Origin of the sequence: Streptomyces sp. NPDC051211, assembly GCF_040689505.1 — a bacterium.
Lineage (GTDB): Bacteria > Actinomycetota > Actinomycetes > Streptomycetales > Streptomycetaceae > Streptomyces.
This window is the reverse complement of the sequence record NZ_JBFBAV010000003.1, coordinates 33,679-49,948: the sequence shown is the minus strand read 5'-3', so window position 1 is coordinate 49,948 and position 16,270 is coordinate 33,679. Positions and strand designations below refer to the sequence as shown.

Sequence of the window (16,270 nt, the reverse complement as noted above, 5' to 3'; positions counted from 1 at the left end):
GACCGGTGCCGACCACCGTATCCCTGCCGGACGACTGGCCCGCACACCCGGACCGGTCGCTCGCACTGAACCGGATGGGCAGCTTCGACTGGGACCTGGTGACCGGGCTCATGCACCTGGACGCCCCGGCCCTCGACGTCTTCGACACCACGGCCGCGGAGTACGACGGCCGGCCCGAGTCGCTCTCCCGGCGCGTCCCGCCGGACGAGGCGCACCGGCTCGACGCCCTCGTCTCCAGCGCCCTGAAGACCGGCGTCGCGAGCTACGGCGCCTACTTCCGGATCCGCTGCCAGGACGGGCGGCTCCGCTGGACCCACACCCAGGGCCGGATCCTGCGCAACGGCGACGGCCGCCCGTACCGGATCATCGGCATCGTCCGGGACGCCACCGAGGAGCTCAGCCACTCCGCGGAACGCCTCGGCCTCGACGAGGAACGCCGCCGGCAGACCTCCGTGGTGGAGGCGACCACGGCCGCCCTCGCCCACGCCCGGACCGTCCAGGACGTCATCGACGCGCTCAGCGACGCGCACGGACTGGAACGGCTCGGTTCCATGGGCATGGTGATGGGACTGGTCGAAGCCGGACGGATCCACCTGGTGGCCGAAGGCCCGGAAGGCAGCTTCGTCCCCGGCACCCGCTTCACCCGGATCGAGGAGGAGTACCCGATGAGCGAGGTGGTGCGCTCGCTCCAGCCGAAGTTCATCCACTCCCCGGAAGAGTTCGCGGACGGCTACCCCTACCTCTGGTCGAAGATCACCCACATGGACATCTCGGCGGCCGCCTACCTGCCGCTGATCGCCCAGGCGAGACCGATCGGCGCGATCGGCCTGCTCTACCAGGACAAGGACGGCTTCACCCAGGAGGAGCGGAACCTCCTCGTCGCCCTGGGCAGCAGCATCGCGCAGAGCCTCCAGCGGGCCATGCTGCTGGAACAGGAACACGACCTCGCCGAGGGCCTCCAGCAGGCCATGCTGCCGCGCCGGATCCCGTCCGTGCCGGGCGCCCAGATCGCCGTCCGCTACCGCTCCGCCCGGATGGGCCGGGACATCGGCGGCGACTGGTACGACGTGATCCAGCTGCCCGGCGGCCGGGTCGGCGCCGTCATCGGCGACGTCCAGGGCCACGACACGCATGCCGCCGCCGTCATGGGCCAGCTGCGGATCGTGCTCCGCGCGTACGCCGCCGAGGGGCACGCCCCGGGCACCGTCATGGCCCGCGCGTCGGTGTTCCTCCACGAACTCGACACCGACCGCTTCGCCACCTGCACCTATGTGGAAGCGGACCTCTCCACCGGGGTCCTGCAGCTGGTCCGGGCCGGCCACATCGACCCGCTGGTGCGGTCCCGCACCGGCGACTGCCGCCGGCTGCCGGTGGAGGGCGGCATGCCGCTCGGGCTGTCCGCGGAATTCGGCCGCCTCGAATACCCCGTGACCACCGTCGAGCTCGATCCCGGGGAAACGGTCCTGCTCTGTACGGACGGCCTCGTCGAACAGCCCGGAGCCGACCTCGACGACGGCATCCAGCTGCTCACCTCGATGATCCGCAGCGGCCCCTCCGACCTGCAACTCCTCGCCGACCGGCTGTGCGAGGCGATCGACGAACGCGGCGGCGACGACGACATGGCCCTCCTGCTGCTGCGCCGCCACATCGAGGACACCCCGCAGGGCGGCGGCCGGCTCCAGCAGCACGTCGCCCCCGGCGATCCCGAGGCACTGGTGTCCGCCCGGCACATGATCGGCGCGGCCGTCCGGGCCTGGGGGGCGCGGGACCGCGCCGACGAGATCGAACTCGTCGCCGACGAGCTGATCGTCAACGCGCTGATGCACACCGACGGCCCGGCCATCGTCACCCTCCGCGTCCTCACCGGCCCCGAGCGCTGCCTCCGGGTGGAGGTCGAGGACCGCTCCAGTGCCCTCCCGCGCCGCCGCGAGGCAGGCGACTCCGGCGTCTCGGGCCGCGGCCTGATGCTGGTCGACCGGCTGGCCGACGTCTGGGGAGTGGAGTCCCGGGGCAGCGGCAAATGCGTCTGGTGCGAGTTCGTCGTGGTCTAGGGGGTGTCTTGCCCCGGACCCGCAGGACCGGCCGGGTGCACTGCCGGTCGGCTGCCAATCGGGCTGCTAAAATGACCGCGTTGGCCTTCGGTGTGCCCCGTGCGGGCGTCCGGAGGCTTTTTTCATGCCTTCCGACCACTCCACATCCCCTGCCCCCACCCCGCCCCCCACCACCACCGGCTACCGCGAGCTGCTCCGCAACCGCGAGTTCGCCGGCCTGTACGCCGGCTTCACCCTGACGGTCGCCGCGAGCACCCTGTCCGGCTTCGCCCTCGGCACCCTCGTCAACGACCGCACCCACTCGCCGTTCCTGACGGCCGTGAGCATGTACGGCGCCACCTTCGCGACGGTGCTCGGCGCGCTGACGCTGATGTCGGTCGCGGACGGGAACCGTCCGCGCCGCACCCTCGTCGCCCTCCAGTGCCTCTCGCTGGCCGGGGTCGCCGCGCAGGCCATCCCGGGCCTGCCGCTGGCCGCCCGGTTCGGGCTGCTGCTCCTCCTGGGCTTCTTCCAGTCCCTGGGGACCGGCACCCGGATGGGCCTGCTCGCCGAGGTCGTGCCGCTCTCCGCCTACGCCCCCGCACGTTCGCTGATGAACATCACCTCGGGCGGCACCGCGATCCTCGGTTACGCCCTCGGCGCCGTACTGCTGCGACACCTGAGCCCCCAAGGGGTCTTCCTCCTCGCCGCGGTCCTCACCGGGCTCGGGCTGGCCGCGGTGGCGGCCACCGTGCGGGAGCACTCGATCCGGCTCACCCGCCGCCCCGGACTGCGACGGACCTGGACGACGAACACCGCGCTCTTCTCGCACCCCGGCAAGCGGGCGCTGCTGCTGAACCTGTGGGTCCCCAACGGCCTGGTCGTCGGTTGCGAGGCGCTGTTCATCTCCTACGCGCCGGGCCACGCCGGAACCCTGCTGGCCGCCGGATCGGCGGGCATGCTGCTCGGCGACCTGACCGTCGGCCGGCTGCTCGACCCCGACCGGCGCCGCCGCTGCGCGTTCGCGCTGCGGCTGCTGCTCGCCGTCCCGTACCTGCTGTTCTTCCTCCACCCGCCCGTATGGGTCGCGGCGGCCGCGGTGTTCGCCGCCAGTGCCGGGTTCGCCGCCACCCTGCCGCTGCAGGAGCAGCTGCTCGAACTGACCCCCGAGCCGGTCCGCGGCCAGGTCCAGGGCGTGGAGTCGGCCGGCCGGATGACCTGGCAGGGCCTCGGCGCCGCCCTCGCCGGCGGCATCGCCCAGCACCTCGACCCCGGCACCGCGATCACCGCCGTCGCCGCGGTGTCCGTCGCCGTCACCGTGGGCTCCCGGCCGTTCGTGTCGCGCGCCGCCCGGTGAGCGGCCAGGCTGGGAACATGCCGGAACTGCCGGAGGTCGAGGCACTCAAGGAGTTCCTCGACGAGCACCTCACCGGGCGGACGGTCGAGCGTGTGCTGCCGCTCGCCGTCAGCGTGCTGAAGACGTACGAGCCGCCGCTCACCGCCCTCGAAGGGCAGCGGGCGGGGCCGACCGGGCGGTACGGCAAGTTCCTGGCGCTGCGGATCGGCGAGCTGTACCTGGTCACGCACCTGGCCCGGGCGGGCTGGCTGCACTGGCGGGAATCGATGCCGGCCCAGCCGCCCAGGCCGGGCAAGGGGCCGCTGGCCCTGCGTGTCGTACTGGACGGCGGGGAGGGCTTCGACCTCACCGAGGCCGGCACCCAGAAGCGCCTCGCGGTGTACGTCGTGCACGATCCGCAGGAGGTGCCGGGCATCGCCCGCCTCGGCCCGGACCCGCTCGCCGACGAGTTCGACCGGGAGGCCTTCGCCGCGCTGCTGGCGGGGGAGCGGCGCCAGATCAAAGGGGTGCTGCGCGACCAGAGCGTGATCGCGGGGATCGGCAACGCGTACAGCGACGAAGCACTCCATTACGCCCGCCTGTCGCCGTTCAAACTGGCCTCCTCCCTCGACGAGGACCAGATCACCGAGCTTCACACGGCGGTACGGACCACCCTGCGCGAGGCCGTGGAGCGCTCTCGGGGGGTGGCCGCCGGCAAGCTCAAGGCGGAGAAGAAGACCGGTCTGCGGGTGCACGGCCGGACCGGTGAGCCGTGTCCGGTGTGCGGGGACACCATCCGCGAGGTGTCGTTCGCGGACTCCGCCCTCCAGTACTGCCCCACCTGCCAGACCGGCGGCAAGCCGCTGGCCGACCGCCGGCTGTCGCGTCTCCTCAAATAGCTAGACTCGCTGGCCATGGCCGAGGAAGCGCAGCCGCAGCCCGCCCCGCGCCGGGAGGTCGTCACCGGAGTGCCCCGGGGTGCCCGGCGGCGGCCGCCCGCGCATGCGCCGGCCCGGTCGGAGATCTCCGAGCAGACCACGCTGGGAACCACCTACGTACGGGCCCTGATGCGCAGCCAGCTGCGCGCCGCGCTCGGTGCGCTGGCCGCGCTCGTGCTGCTGGTGGGCAGTCTGCCGCTGCTGTTCGCGCTGCCCCGGGACCCGTCCGGCGCGCTGGTGTGGGCGGTGCTGGGGGTGGCCGTGTACCCGCTGCTGTGGCTGATCGCCCGCTGGTACGTGCACCGGGCCGAGCGCAACGAGGCGGACTTCACCGGCCTGGTCGCCGACCCGAAGGACGCCCCGTAGAAGAGCGCCGCCCGGCCCCGTCCGGCTCCGGGGCGGGGATCAGAAGAGGTGCATGGCCAGGTGGCCCAGGGGCAGTCCGAGTTGCCAGGCCGGGGTCCAGACGCGGGCGTTCTCGTCCAGGGGGGCCGGGCCGTCGGTGTCCGGGTGGGCCGGGAGTCCCGGGTCGAGGTTGGTGGCGAGCAGCTCGGTCCGGTCCAGCCAGGTCCAGGCGGCCCGGGCCAGTTCCAGGTCGGGGTCCTCGGCCGCGCCGCGCTCCCGGGCCTCTTCGCCCAGTTGCAGGAACCGGGTCTGCACCCAGTCCCGCCAGGGGTGTCCGTACGCGGTGAGCGAGAGCCACTCGTCGAGCTGGGAGACCACCCGGATCCCGGAGAGCTCGCCGGCCGCGTCCGAGAGGTAGATGGTGAGGGCGAGGGTGTCCCGCCCGGCCCGGAACTCCAGGGTGCCGACCGGGATCAGCCGGCCCGTGCGCAGCAGCTCGTCCGCGATGTACTCGGCGTAGAGCCATGCCATGGGCACTGCGAGCCCGCCGTCACTGGTGCCGTTCATACCCTCGGGCTGCACCGTTCCACCTTCTCCCGGGTGTCGAGCGTTCCGCCGTCCTGATGAGCCTTCCCTCAGGAGCTCGCAGGATGGGCGATGTTTACTCAACTTGAACGGTCTTATGCCGTTCTCGATGCACTCCGGACATCTGCCGGACAATCAGCGGTCAAACCTCGAGCGGTTCCTGTCAGCCTGCCTGCCGGCCGGGAAGGTCGATTCGGGCCGGTTCGGGCCGGTTGGCGGTTGGCGGTTGGCGCTTCGGGCCGGTTCGGCTCAGGCGCCGATCCCGTACGCCTGGAGATCCTTCCGCAGCGCGCGCAGGGCGTAGTACGTGCGCGACTTGACGGTCCCGGCCGGGATGCCGAGCTCGCGTGCGGCCTCGGCCACCGACCGGTCGCGGAAGTACACCTGCATCAGCACCTCGCGGTGCTCCGGGCCGAGGCTCCCCACCGCCCGCCGGACGTCGATCGCGGTGACCGCGCCGGCCACGCCGTCGACCGGCGCCGCGGCGTGTTCCAGGCCCTGCGGGTCGACTTCCTGCGGGCGGGACAGCCGGGCCCGGCGAGCGTCGATGGCGAGCCGCCGGCCGACGGTGAACAGCCAGGGCCGCATCGAGTCGTGGCCGCTCTCCAGGGCTTCCGGGTGCTGCCAGGCGCGGACCAGGGTCTCCTGCACCAGGTCCTCGGCGCGCTGCGCGTCGCCGTTCGTGAGACCGAGCAGGAAACCGAACAGGGCCCGGCCGTGTTCGCGCTGGAGTTCGGCCAACGCGTCGGCATCCGTGCGCTGGAGGGTGGGAGAAAGGGTCACCGGGTGGCTCCTTCCGGGGTCCGGGGCGGCTCGACAGGCCCACCCTGACCTGCGAGGAGCCCTCCCGGAACCGCCTTGCGCGCGCGTTGCGCCCAAGCACCCGCGCGATCCGATGGACGGCAGGGTTCCGCGACAAACGGTCGAACGGTGCGGCGAACGGGTGGGGGCGGGGCCCGGCCCGGCACCGCTGCTTGACTTCGCCCGCCATCTTCTATGGATTCAGCTCATAGGACAGTCCTACGAGATGAGAGCTGGGGCAGATGACCAAGCGAACCCGGCACAGCCTCGCCGTCCTGCTGTCGGCCGCCGCCGTGGCAGCGACCGCGGCCGGATGCTCCGCGCAGGGGGATTCCGCCCCGGCCCGCCTCGCCGACCGCCGCAGCGCACCGCCCTCCAGCGCCGCGGGCGCCCCGGCCGGCACCGGCTTCACCCTGGTGGCCAGCGGGGACGTACTCCCGCACACCTCGGTCATCAACCGCGCCGCCGCCGACGCGGACGGCGACGGCTACGACTTCCGGCCGATGTTCGCCGGGGTCAAGCCGGTGGTCTCGGCGGCCGACCTCGCGCTGTGCCACATGGAGACCGTGTACGGGGAGGACGACGGACCGTTCAGCGGCTACCCGGCGTTCGTCTCCCCGCCCCAGGTCGCCGACGGCCTCAAGGACGCCGGGTACGACGGCTGCTCCACCGCCTCCAACCACACCCTGGACGACGGCGCGGACGGGCTGCGCCGCACCCTGGACCGGTTCGACAAGGTGGGGCTGAAGCACGCCGGTTCGGCCCGTACGGCGGCCGAGGCGGCGCCGGCGACGTACAAGGCGGGCAGCGCCAAGGTCGCGCACCTCGCCTACACCTACGGCACCAACGGCCATCCGATGCCGGACGGGCAGCCCTGGGCGGTCAGCCTGATGGAACAGGACAAGATCGTCGCGGATGCGCGGGCGGCCCGGCGGGCCGGCGCGGACGTGGTGCTGGTCAGTCTCCACTGGGGCACGGAGTGGGAGACCGATCCCGACGACCGGCAGCTGAGCCTGGGCAAGGCGCTCACCGCCTCGCAGACGGGCGGACGGCCCGACATCGACCTGATCCTGGGCACCCACGCGCACGTCCCGCAGGCGTACGAGAAGGTCAACGGGACGTGGATCGTCTACGGCATGGGCGACCAGGTCGCCGGCCAGATGTTCAACCACTCCGGCGCCTTCGACGCGCGCGGCAACCACGGCTCCATCGCACGGTTCCGCTTCGAACCGCCGGCCGCGGAGGGCCGGCGGTGGCGGGTCACCAAGGCGGAGTTCGTTCCGCAGCTGATGGACCTGGGCAGGGGGCGCGTGGTCAACCTGCCGGCGGCACTGGCGGCGGACCCGGACCGGGAGGACTACGAGAGCGCCCGGGACGCGATCACCGAGGCGGTTCTGAGCCGCGGAGCGGCCAAGGACGGCCTGACCCGGGGCAGCTAGTGCCCTGAGCCGGAGATCCGCCGCCCACTGCCGGCGGATCTCCGACTCAGGACACTAGTCGTGCGCCTGGCCGAGGGCGTCGAGACCGCTGATCCAGCGCCGGGCTTCCTCGGTGAAGTCGAGGCGTCCGACATCGTGGTGGGCAGCGACCAAGCGCAGGGCCGGCCCCTTGTCCTCCCACGAGGTGTGGCGCCGGTAGGCCTCGCGGAGGAAGATCTCGCTGCCGACCGCGTTGGTGTGGAAGGCCAGCTCCAGCTGCCGCGGGCCGGTCAACAGGAAGGTTTGCCGGAGGTGGAGGTGCCATTCGACGTCGGGGATGGCGCGCTGGTGGACGGCCGCGCGGTCGTGGTCGTAGCCCGCGGCGGTGAAGCCGTCGAGGACGGCCTCGTGCAGCGGGAGCGTGGTGACGTGCACCGGGTCGAAGTCCCTCTGGGTCTCGCTCCCCTCGATCTCGACCCCGGTGTTCAGGAACAGGTCGATGCCGCTGAGCTTCCGGCCGCGGGTCTCGGACACCGGGGTCTCCCACCGGAGCCGGTGCTCGAACGGCACCCGGCGCTCCTCGCCCTTGGCGAGGGTGAAGTACCCGTTCGCGTGGAGGTAGTCGATCGTGTCGCCCTTCGCGCCCTCGCCACCGCCCTTCCGGACCTGGGGCGGGTTGTAGAGGAGCGTCAGATTGATGCCCTTCAGCTCTACGGGGCGGTCCGGGGCGCGCAGCACCACCTCGCCGGTGAGCAGTCCGCCCGGGCGGGCCGGTTCGGACTGGACGATCGTGTTCACTTCGAGCGGTATGCCGCCCTTGCCCAGCAGACGTTTGAAGACCATGGGGGCAGGCTAAGCCAGACCGGCCCGCCGATGATCACGCATTCCGGCCGGCGGACAGGATCGGAAGAGACGGCCCGGCGGGCGTTCCCGCCCGCCCCCGTCGCCCGTCCGGCGCTGCTCTGCTCGACGCGCGGACCCCGGCGGCCCTCCCTACAGTGCCAACCATGAGTGTCAGCGCACCGCCGTACGAGGAGACGCACGGCACCCGGAACCGCTTCCTGAGCAGGGTGCCCGACGGATTCGGCGCGTTCTTCGGAGTGCTCGGCCTGCTCTGCGCCCTGCTGGCGCTGTCTCCCACACTGCGCCGGCTGCTGCGGCCGGTCGTACGGTTCCTGGACCTCTTCGTCGTACCCGTCAGCGCCAACCTCGCGTACGCCGTCTTCCTCTTCCTCCTCGCCGCCGCCCTGGGCACCCGCAAGAAGATCGCCTGGTGGATCGTCGTCACCTATCTGGCCCTGCTGATCCTCACTGACCTGCTGATCCTCCTGGACGGCGGCTACCCCCTGTGGGTGACGATCCCGTCGGGGATCCTCGGCATCGCCGCGATCACGCTGCTGGTCCTGGCCCACGAGGAGTTCTACGCGGCCTCCCGGCCCGGGGCCCTTTGGCGGGCCCTGCTCGTCCTCGGGCTCGGACTGCTCGCCGCCGTGTTCGCCGGCTGGGGCCTGGTCGCCCTGTTCCCGGGGACCCTGCCGCGCAGCCAGTGGCTGGACTGGGCGGCCAAGCAGGTCTTCGGCGGCATGTTCTCGGCCCGGCAGTTCGACGGGCGGCCGCCCCGCCCGCTGTACTTCCTGCTCGGCCTGCTCGGTGCGCTGGCGCTGCTGAACGCGGCCGCGACGCTGTTCCGGTCGCAGCGGATGACGGCGGCCCTGCACGGCGACGAGGAGCCCCGGATCCGGGCCCTGCTCGGCGCGTACGGCCGGAACGACTCGCTGGGCTACTTCGCCACCCGCCGCGACAAGGCGGTGGTGTTCGCCCCGAACGGCAAGGCCGCGGTCACCTACCGGGTGGAGGCCGGGGTCTGCCTGGCGAGCGGCGACCCCGTCGGCGACCCCGCTGCCTGGACCCCCGCCATCAACGCCTGGCTGGCCGTGGCCCGCCGCCACGGCTGGCAGCCGGCCGTCATGGGGGCCTCCGAGGAAGGCGCCACCGCCTACGCCCGGTCCGGCCTGAGCGCCCTGCAGCTCGGTGACGAGGCGATCCTGCACGTCGCGCACTTCGACCTGGACGGGCGCGACATGCGGGTCACCCGGCAGGCCGTGAACCGGGTGCGGCGCACCGGCGCCACCACCCGGATCCGCCGGCATTCCGCACTCACCGAGGAGGAGATGCAGCGGATCGTCGACCGGGCCGACCGGTGGCGCGACACCGAGACCGAACGCGGCTTCTCCATGGCGCTGGACCGGCTCGGCGACCCGGCCGACGGCGACTGCCTGCTCGTCGAGGCACTCGACGACCGCGGCGAGCTGATCGCCCTGCTGTCCTTCGTCCCCTGGGGCAAGGACGGCATCTCCCTCGACCTGATGAGGCGCGACCGCGCCACCGCCCCGAACGGGGTGATGGAGTTCATGGTCGCCGAGCTGTGCGCCGCCGCCCCACGGCTCGGGGTCCGCCGCATCTCCCTCAACTTCGCCGTGTTCCGGTCCGCCTTCGAGGAGGGCGGCCGGATCGGCGCCGGCCCGGTGCTGAAGCTGTGGCGCAAGCTGCTCCTGTTCTTCTCCCGCTGGTGGCAGCTGGAGGCCCTGTACCGGTCCAACGTCAAGTACGGGCCCGAGTGGTATCCGCGGTTCCTCTGCTACCAGGACGCGGGATCGCTGGCCCGGGTCTCCCTCGCCTCCGGCATCGCGGAGGGCTTCGTGTCCGTACCGAGCCTGCGCAAGCTGTGGGGCAACGGACACCCCAAGGGCGTGACCGCGCCCGTCACCACCGCGGGCCTGCCCTCCATCGCCTCCCTCGGCCTGGAGGAGGAGGGCGCGGGGGGTACGGCCGCCGCCGAACGGCTGCCCGAGCAGGTCCGGGTCCGGCACGCCAAGCTGGCCCGGCTGGTCGCCTCCGGCACCGACCCCTACCCGGTCGGCATCCCACAGCGCACCCACACCGTGGCCGGGCTGCGCGCCGCCCACCCCGGCCGTCCGAGCGGATCCCGCACGGGCGAACAGGTCACCCTGGCCGGGCGGGTGATGGTGGTCCGCGACCTCGGCGGGGTGGTGTTCGCCGTACTCCGGGACTGGTCGGGGGACATCCAGCTGATGTTCACCCGCGAAGAGTCCGGCCCCGCGGCGCTCGACTCGTTCACCTCCCAGGTCGACTTCGGCGACCACGTGGTGGCGACCGGCGAGGTCGGCGCCAGCAAGACCGGCGAGCTGTCCGTCCTCGTCTCCTCCTGGCAGCTCACCGGCAAATGCCTGCGCCCGCTGCCGGACAAGCGCAAGGGCCTGGCGGACCCCGAGGCCCGGGTCCGCCGCCGCTACCTCGACCTCGTCGCCAGCCCGGAGGCCCGGGAGGTGGTCCGGGCCCGTTCCACGGCCGTCCAGGCGCTGCGCCAGGGGCTGCTGGACCGCGGCTACCTGGAGGTCGAGACGCCGATGCTCCAGCAGATCCACGGCGGAGCCAACGCCCGCCCCTTCCGCACCCACATCAACGCGTACGACCTGGACCTTTACCTGCGCATCGCGCCCGAGCTGTACCTGAAGCGGCTGTGCGTGGGCGGCATGGAGAAGGTCTTCGAAATGGGCCGCACCTTCCGCAACGAGGGCGTCTCGTACAAGCACAACCCCGAGTTCACGATGCTGGAGGCCTACCAGGCCTTCGCCGACTACGACGTGATGCTCGACCTGACCCGCGAACTGATCCAGGGCGCCGCCACCGCCGCCTTCGGCTCCCCGGTCGCCCGCAAGGCCGGCCCCGACGGGAAGCTCGTGGAGCACGACATCTCGGGCCCCTGGCCGGTGAAGACCGTCTACGGGGCGGTCAGCGAGGCGCTCGGCGAGGAGGTCGACGCGGACACGGAGGAGCCGGCGCTGCGCCGGCTCTGCGACCGCGCGGGAGTCCCGCACACCCCGGAGGACACCCGCGGCGACGTGGTCCTGGAGATGTACGAGCGCCTGGTCGAGGAGAAGACCCAGCTGCCCACCTTCTACAAGGACTTCCCGACGGACGTCTCCCCGCTCACCCGCCAGCACCGCCGGGACCCGCGGCTGGCCGAGCGCTGGGACCTGGTCGCCTTCGGCACCGAGCTGGGCACCGCCTACTCGGAGCTGACCGACCCGGTGGAACAGCGCCGCCGCCTCACCGCCCAGTCCTTGCTGGCGGCGGGCGGCGACCCGGAGGCGATGGAGCTCGACAACGACTTCCTGGACGCCCTGGAGTACGCGATGCCGCCGACCGGCGGCCTGGGCATCGGCGTGGACCGCCTGGTCATGTTCCTCACCGGCCTGACCATCCGCGAGACGCTTCCGTTCCCGCTGGTCCGCCGCGGCTGATCCGGCCCGCCCCCGCGGCCGGCGACTCCGGTTGCCCATGGGGTGGGCCGGACGCACGCTGGTAGCAGGGGACCCCCCGGGAGATGGCCATGCGACGACGCGACCGGTTCGGCACCTGGTGCGGAGGATGGATCGCGGCCTTGGCCCTGGTCGCGGGCTCGTCCGGCGCGAGCGCGGCGACCCCGCCGCCCCCCGTCGACCCGGCCCCCTACGGCCGGAAGATCGCCACGGACACGCCCGAGGGGTTGGCCGCCTACCTGCACAAGGCCTTCCGGAGCATCGACGGCTACTGGATCGACCACTTCAAGCAGGTCGGCCTGAAGGGCCCGTCCCTCTTCTACACCCTCCCGATGCCGGGGGACACCGGGTACCAGAGCTCCTGCATGCCGGAGCCCATCGTGCACAACACCCCGAACTTCTACCACTGCCCGACGGACACGCTCACGGAGGATGACGGGACCACCTTCGAGGGGGCGGTCCATTTCCCGGTGACCACGGCCATGAAACTCCGGGACACCACCAATGAATTCGCGGTGGCGACCGTGCTGGCGCACGAGTACGGCCACGAGGCCCAGCACGAGTACATGGAACAGCGGGGGTGGGCGGACATCGTGCAGATGAAGGACGGTGCGCCCGTCCTGGACGAGACCGGCAACACCGTCCCGGTGAAGGAAGCGGAGCTGATCGCCGACTGCTTCAGCGGCAGCTGGGCCAAGTACGCGTACCAGCAGGGTCTGGTGGCCGACACGGACCTGACGATGAGCATCAAGGCGCTGGAGTTGGCGGGTGACGATCAGGTCGGCGTGCCGGCGCCCCACGGCAGCAAGTACGAGCGGACGGCTGCCTTCACGCTGGGTTACAACCAGGGCCCTGAGCAGTGCGTCCGCCACTACTGGGTGACCGAGATCTTCGACTGAACGGGTGGGGGCGGGGCGGGGCGTCCGTGGCTCTCGACTTATGCGGGGATCTCGTTGATACGTAGTAATAATGAAAAATGATGAGCTGTCAGTGGGGTCGACCGGCTTGACCGGTTCGGCCGGGCGGCGGTTCGTGTTGCGGACCGCCGTGTTCCTGGGGGTGACGGCCGCCTCCGGGCTGATCGGCGGCGGACGGGCGGGCACTCCCGGAAGCGAGGCCGGCGGAGGCGCGCCCGGGCCGGGCGCGGGGGGCGGTGCCGGGGCCGCCGGAGCGACCGGGCTGCGGGCGCAGGGGCCGCCCCCGACCACGTACCGGCTGAAGCCCAGCCTCAGCGAAGCCCCGCCCCGCTACCGGCCCAACCGGCCGGCCGTACGCACCAGACCCATCCTGGAGATGCCGGCCACCCCGACCAGCGGCCGCAGCATGGTCCTCACCTTCGACGACGGCCCGGACCCCCGCTACACCCCGGGCATCCTGGACACCCTCGCCCAGTACGGCGCGCGCGCCATGTTCTTCGTCTGCGGGGAGATGGCCACCCTCCACCGCGACCTGGTGCGCCGGATCGCCGCCGAAGGGCATGTCATCGGCAACCACACCTGGACCCACCCGCTCATCCCCAGACTGTCCCGGCCCGCCCTGGCGGCCGAGATCAGCCAGACCAGCGATGTGGTGCAGCAGACGACCGGGCAGCCCCCGCTGTGGTTCCGGGCCCCGTACGGAGCCTGGAACCGGGCCGCCTTCGAGATCGGCGCCGAGCTCGGCATGGAACCGCTGGCCTGGACCGTGGACACCCTGGACTGGAAGGAGCCGGGCGCCGGCACCATCATCTCCCGGGTGCTCAAAGGGGCCGGTCCGGGCGTGATCGTGCTGTCCCACGACGCGGGCGGCGATCGCGCGCAGAGCGTCTCCGCCCTGCGCGCGTACCTGCCCCAACTCATCGACCGCGGCTACGAGATGGCCCTGCCCTCGCTGCCTCCGCGCTGACGGGACGGCCGGCCGGCGGGGGCCCGCTCAGCGGGCCTCCACCATCCGCGCGAACACCACCACGTTGCCGTCGTAGCCCTTGCCCTTCGAATAGCCGCCGCCGCAGGTGATCACCCGGAGCTCGGCGTGCCCGGTGTCACCGTAGACCCGGGCTCCGGGGAAGGCGTGCTTGGAGAACACCTCCACGCCGTAGACCTCGAACACCGCGGTGCGCCCGTCGTACCGCTCCACCTCGATGCGGTGGCCCTTGCGGACCGAGCCCAGCCCGTAGAAGACGGCAGGGCCCTGGGCGTTGTCGACATGGCCGACGATCACCGCGGAGCCCTGCTGGCCGGGCGAGATGCCGTTGAGGTACCAGCCGGCCAGATTGGGGTCCTGGGCCGGCGGCGCGTCGATCCATCCCTCCGCGTCGAGCCCCACCGTCATCACCGGCGCGTCCACGCTGATGGACGGGATCCGGATCCGCTGGACGGAGGAGTGCTCCAGTACCTGAAGGCCCGGCTGGGCCTGGGGCGGTTCCGCGGGCAACTGGTCCGGGGTCACCTTGACCGCTGCGGCAGCGGTGGGCTGCGGCGGGCCCTCGTCGACGTTCGAGCCGTTCCGCATCATGGCGAGGCCGGTGAGCATGACCAGGGCGATGACGCCCCAGGGGGAGCGCCTCCTCGGTGGCGGCTCGTCCTCGATGAACATTGTTCCCTTCCCGACGCGGGGGTCCCGGCCCGCGTTCTTGTCCCCGCCCCTGCGCTGTGTGCTGGACAGCGCCCTTGTTCACGCACGCTAAGCGCGCACGGACGGTACGGCGAGGGGGGAAGGGCGAACGGGTGGCGGGGCCAGAAGGGATGCGCCCATCCAGGTAATCGTCACATAAATGTCTGACGGGCCGTGACCTGCGGCTCCGTCGGCCGGGAGCTCCGCCGCTCGGCGTGTCGGTCAACCGGGCGGCCCAAAGCCGGAAATGCGCTGGTTGCGACGTGCCCCGAGGGTTCGTCGTGGGAGGCGTTCTCGTCGATCATCCCGGGCCACCGCTCTGGGGCGCTTCCCGCTGGAGGTTCCACCATGCGTGCCTTTCGCGCTCTCACCGTGACCGCGGCGGCCTTCGCTGCCGTAGGACTCAGCGCCCCACTCGCCGCCGCGGACCCGCCGGGCACGGGCATTGGGGGAAATGGGCCGAGCAACGTCTCGGTCAACCCGTTCTCCGTCCACCAGGGCTCAACGATGCAGGTGAGCGCCTCCGGCTGCGGCCACGGGGGTACGGTCAGCTCGCCCGGCAACTTTTCGCCGGCGAACCTCTCGGCCGGCACCGTCGGATTCGCGACCGTGCGGATCTTCAACCACGCCTCGCCCGGCACCCACACGCTGCAGGTCAAGTGCAACGACAGCAATCTCATCGCCACCCACCGTTTCCAGGTCCTCTTCGGCAACGGTGCCCAGGGCGGTATCGGCGGGTCCTTCGGCCCGTCCGCCACCGAGACCGTCATCGGCGCGGGACTCGTCGGTACCGCTGCCCTCGGCGCGGGCATCCACCTGATGCGCCGTCGCCGCCCGGCCCGCGGCCGGGCCTGACCGGACGGACCTCCCCGGTCTGAGCTCGAACCGCCGGTCGCCCCGAGTCCTGGCCGGGACTCGGGGCGACCGGCGGTTCAGGGGAGTCGGGCACACGAGTCGGGCAGGCGAGTCGGGTCGAGGGATGCCGGTTCAGGGGCGGCACCGGCGGGTGTCAGTGCCGGTGCGTGTCAGTGCCGGTGGCTGGTCGTCGTGCCGGTGCGGCGGCGGACCGCGTACACGGTGCCGGCCACGCCGGCCAGGAAGAGCGCTGCACCTGCACCGATCTTCGCGGCATCCATGCCCGTCCTGCTGCCGCCGACCCCGCCGCGCACCGCGCCCGGCGCGGTGCGCGTGCCGGTGGTGGTGGGGGTGGTGGTGCTGCGCGGGACGATGCCGGAGGTGGGCCGTGAGGTTGCGGTGGAACGGGCGGTGGGGGTGCTGTTGCCGCCGGCGATGGTCAGGTCCGCGGACCCGGTTTCACCGTTGCAGGTGAAGGCGACGGAGTACTGGGCTCCGGGCCGGGCGTCCCGGTCGATGGTGACCCGTACGGTCTGGCCGCGCGGAATGCTCACGGAGTCGAAGACCCCGGAGTAGGCGGTGGCGAAGGCGGAGTTGCAGGCGGTGACGGAGAGCACCGTGCTGGCGCCGGGGGCGACCGTCGAGGGGGTGATCGCGAAGCCGAACGAGGTGATGCGGGCTGCGGGCGGGCCCCCGGCGGGAGCCGTGCCCGGGCCGTCGGCGGACCAGCCCAGCGCGAGGACGGCACCCGCGGCGGCCGTCGCACCGGCGACGAGCAGGGCTGTGGCAGAGGTACGTATCGCACCCATGGTTGCCTCCGGATCCCCGAGGAGCAGCTGCGGAATGGTTTCCGCACGTGGGGGGTCGTGCACCTCGATGTCCGCCACGCTAGGTGGGTACGCTCCCACCCGCGATCAGGGCCGCGCGAATGGGGCATTGTTGTACGCCGAACCGGGGACGGTGGGCCCGGTCGCGGTTTCGGCGGGGGCGGGCGGGCCCCGGTTCGGGGGGCCGGCGGGCCGGCCGC

At 72.4% G+C, this 16,270-nt stretch carries 14 protein-coding genes; 9 read left to right on the top strand and 5 right to left on the bottom strand.

Annotation, left to right across the window (positions count from 1 at the left end; genetic code table 11):
• The first annotated feature begins 5 nt into the window (after positions 1 to 5).
• From AB0447_RS05365 to AB0447_RS05350, 4 genes are all read left to right on the top strand, one after another.
• Positions 6 to 2,051: a SpoIIE family protein phosphatase gene (locus tag AB0447_RS05365; RefSeq protein ID WP_366475138.1), complete on the top strand. Its 2,046-nt coding sequence runs from the start codon at positions 6 to 8 to the stop codon at positions 2,049 to 2,051.
• A gap of 124 nt (positions 2,052 to 2,175) precedes the next feature.
• Complete coding sequence (locus tag AB0447_RS05360; RefSeq protein WP_366475137.1) at positions 2,176 to 3,387, top strand: MFS transporter; 1,212 nt, start codon at positions 2,176 to 2,178, stop codon at positions 3,385 to 3,387.
• A gap of 17 nt (positions 3,388 to 3,404) precedes the next feature.
• A complete protein-coding gene (locus AB0447_RS05355; protein WP_366475136.1) occupies positions 3,405 to 4,265 on the top strand; it encodes a DNA-formamidopyrimidine glycosylase family protein in 861 nt (286 codons plus the stop codon).
• A 15-nt stretch (positions 4,266 to 4,280) separates the two neighbouring features.
• Complete coding sequence (locus tag AB0447_RS05350) at positions 4,281 to 4,670, top strand: hypothetical protein (RefSeq protein ID WP_366475135.1); 390 nt, start codon at positions 4,281 to 4,283, stop codon at positions 4,668 to 4,670.
• Between the two features lie 39 nt (positions 4,671 to 4,709).
• On the opposite strand, the gene AB0447_RS05345 is transcribed toward AB0447_RS05350, so the two are convergent.
• Positions 4,710 to 5,216, bottom strand: a complete 507-nt coding sequence (locus AB0447_RS05345; RefSeq protein ID WP_366475134.1) for a hypothetical protein — start codon at positions 5,214 to 5,216, stop codon at positions 4,710 to 4,712.
• Between the two features lie 267 nt (positions 5,217 to 5,483).
• Positions 5,484 to 6,017: a sigma-70 family RNA polymerase sigma factor gene (locus tag AB0447_RS05340; protein WP_366475133.1), complete on the bottom strand. Its 534-nt coding sequence runs from the start codon at positions 6,015 to 6,017 to the stop codon at positions 5,484 to 5,486.
• A 260-nt stretch (positions 6,018 to 6,277) separates the two neighbouring features.
• On the opposite strand from AB0447_RS05340, the gene AB0447_RS05335 reads away from it, so the two are divergent.
• Positions 6,278 to 7,474 carry a CapA family protein gene (locus tag AB0447_RS05335; protein ID WP_366475132.1) on the top strand — a complete coding sequence of 399 codons (1,197 nt, stop codon included), beginning with the start codon at positions 6,278 to 6,280 and terminating at the stop codon, positions 7,472 to 7,474.
• 54 nt (positions 7,475 to 7,528) lie between these two features.
• Here the strand turns inward: AB0447_RS05335 and AB0447_RS05330 are convergent, their stop codons facing one another.
• Positions 7,529 to 8,296, bottom strand: coding sequence for a sporulation protein (locus AB0447_RS05330; RefSeq protein WP_366475131.1), 768 nt, complete (start codon positions 8,294 to 8,296; stop codon positions 7,529 to 7,531).
• Between the two features lie 164 nt (positions 8,297 to 8,460).
• On the opposite strand from AB0447_RS05330, the gene lysX reads away from it, so the two are divergent.
• The 3 genes from lysX (at position 8,461) to AB0447_RS05315 (ending at position 13,680) form a co-directional block, all read left to right on the top strand.
• Positions 8,461 to 11,778, top strand: coding sequence for a bifunctional lysylphosphatidylglycerol synthetase/lysine--tRNA ligase LysX (lysX, locus tag AB0447_RS05325; RefSeq protein ID WP_366475130.1), 3,318 nt, complete (start codon positions 8,461 to 8,463; stop codon positions 11,776 to 11,778).
• An 89-nt stretch (positions 11,779 to 11,867) separates the two neighbouring features.
• Positions 11,868 to 12,695, top strand: a complete 828-nt coding sequence (locus AB0447_RS05320) for a neutral zinc metallopeptidase (protein ID WP_366475129.1) — start codon at positions 11,868 to 11,870, stop codon at positions 12,693 to 12,695.
• Positions 12,696 to 12,765: 70 nt separating this feature from the next.
• Positions 12,766 to 13,680 (top strand): polysaccharide deacetylase family protein, encoded by a 915-nt coding sequence (locus AB0447_RS05315; RefSeq protein ID WP_366475128.1) that lies wholly within the window; start codon positions 12,766 to 12,768, stop codon positions 13,678 to 13,680.
• A gap of 27 nt (positions 13,681 to 13,707) precedes the next feature.
• Here the strand turns inward: AB0447_RS05315 and AB0447_RS05310 are convergent, their stop codons facing one another.
• Complete coding sequence (locus AB0447_RS05310; RefSeq protein ID WP_366475127.1) at positions 13,708 to 14,370, bottom strand: class F sortase; 663 nt, start codon at positions 14,368 to 14,370, stop codon at positions 13,708 to 13,710.
• Between the two features lie 366 nt (positions 14,371 to 14,736).
• On the opposite strand from AB0447_RS05310, the gene AB0447_RS05305 reads away from it, so the two are divergent.
• The gene (locus tag AB0447_RS05305; protein ID WP_366475126.1) at positions 14,737 to 15,243 is read left to right on the top strand and encodes a hypothetical protein; all 507 of its coding nucleotides are present in this window, start codon (positions 14,737 to 14,739) and stop codon (positions 15,241 to 15,243) included.
• A gap of 170 nt (positions 15,244 to 15,413) precedes the next feature.
• On the opposite strand, the gene AB0447_RS05300 is transcribed toward AB0447_RS05305, so the two are convergent.
• Positions 15,414 to 16,130 (bottom strand): hypothetical protein, encoded by a 717-nt coding sequence (locus tag AB0447_RS05300; protein ID WP_366475125.1) that lies wholly within the window; start codon positions 16,128 to 16,130, stop codon positions 15,414 to 15,416.
• Positions 16,131 to 16,270 lie beyond the last annotated feature (140 nt).